Source organism: Pseudomonas sp. 05T35 (assembly GCF_056396605.1).
Genome location: NZ_JBFTLU010000654.1, coordinates 1 through 1,751, shown reverse-complemented (window position 1 = coordinate 1,751; position 1,751 = coordinate 1). Strand labels below are relative to the sequence as shown.

The 1,751-nt window shown below is 62.4% G+C and carries 2 protein-coding genes; both read left to right on the top strand.

Annotated features, from left to right (window positions below; genetic code table 11):
• Positions 1-124 precede the first annotated feature (124 nt).
• Complete coding sequence (locus AC1DH9_RS28470; protein ID WP_427538739.1) at positions 125-1,090, top strand: HlyD family secretion protein; 966 nt, start codon at positions 125-127, stop codon at positions 1,088-1,090.
• A partial coding sequence (locus AC1DH9_RS28465) for an ATP-binding cassette domain-containing protein (RefSeq protein WP_477809266.1) occupies positions 1,087-1,751 on the top strand: 665 nt, incomplete at its 3' end. The genes AC1DH9_RS28470 and AC1DH9_RS28465, both read left to right, overlap by 4 nt.

The window sequence follows — 1,751 nt, the reverse complement described above, 5'->3', positions numbered from 1 at the left end:
AAATAATGCAGAACCGGCCGGCCACCTGGTCAATCGGGTCAGGCTTGGCCTTCAGTTGACGGACATCAAGTCGCCTCGGCGCTCGCCCGTTCAAACTAGGACGTTACCGTCGCAGGATGCCCGAATGTCAACGCACAGCCGTTCTTCGATTTTTTTCGCCAGCTCTCTGATCATTCTGCTGCTGGCCGCCGGGAGCTTTGGTTACTGGAAATCGATGCATGACCGCCTGCCTGAAGGCCTGTATGTCGGCAACGGACGCCTCGAAGCCACCGAAGTGCAGATCGCCAGTAAAACGCCCGGGCGACTGGCCGAAGTGCGCGTCAATGAAGGCGACAAGGTGATCAAGGGGCAATTGCTGGCGCGCATGGACACCCGCACCCTCGAAGCCCAGCGCAACCAGGCCGAAGCCGAAGTACTGCGTGCCCGGGAGAACCTTTCTGCCGCCCAGGCCAATGTGCAGCTGCGCCAGAGTGAGCAATTGCTCGCCCAACAGGAACTCAAACGCTCCCAGGAACTGTTCAGGCGCGGTTACGCCAGCGGCCAGATCATCGATCAACAACAGGCGCGCTTCGACACCGCCAATGCCGCCGTCGCTGCGGCCCGCGCCCAGGTTTCGGCCGTCGGGGCCGCCATTGGCGCAGCTCAGGCGCAGGTCGCCCAGTTGACCAGCGAAATCGACGACAGCAGTTTGCGGGCGCCGATCGACGGCGTCATCCAGCTCCGCATGGCCGAGCCCGGCGAGGTGCTCGGTGCGGGCGGACGCGTATTAATGCTGATCGATCCGAATGATCAGTACATGAATCTTTACCTCTCAGCGTCCGTCACCGGACGCCTGACCGTCGGCGATGAAGCCCGGATCCTGCTCGACGCCCTGCCCGGCCATCCGCTGCCGGCAAAAATCAGTTTCGTGGCGGCCAAATCGCAGTTCACCCCCAAAGAGGTCGAAACGCGCGACGAGCGGCAAAAGCTGGTGTTTCGCGTCAAGCTGCGACTGACTGACCCGAGTGCCATGCCCCAGGCCAAACCGGGCATGCCCGGTGCCGGTTATGTACGCACCGCCCCTGTTGACTGGCCGGCCAATCTGCAATGACCGCTCCGGCGCTGCACATCTCCGGCCTCCAGCACCGTTATGGCAAGCAGCAGGCACTGGCCGACATCGCGTTCAGCCTGCCGGCCGGCACTCGCTGCGGGCTGATCGGCCCGGATGGCGCCGGCAAATCGAGCCTGCTGGGGCTGATCGCCGGTGTGAAGACCCTGCAACAAGGCCAACTGGAGGTGCTCGGCGGCTCAATCCAGGATCGCCTTCATCGCAACAGCCTCTACGCTCGCATTGCGTTCATGCCTCAAGGCCTGGGCGGCAATCTGTACCCCGAACTGTCGATCCGCGAGAACATCCACTTTTTTGCCACCCTGTTCGGGCTCTCGAAAGCTGACTTCGAGCAGCGCATGCATAGCCTGCTGCTGGCCACCGATCTGCTGGGTTTTGCCGATCGTCCCGCAGGCAAGCTATCGGGAGGCATGAAGCAAAAGCTCGGACTCTGTTGTGCGCTGATCCATGAGCCGGATTTGCTGATCCTCGACGAACCCACCACCGGCGTCGATCCCTTGTCACGGCGGCGCTTCTGGGAGCTGATCGACGACGTGCGCCAGCAACGTCCGCAGCTGACATTGCTGGTCGCCACCGCCTACATGGAAGAAGCCGAGCAATTCGAACACTGCCTGATGCTCGACGGCGGCAAGCTGATCGCAAC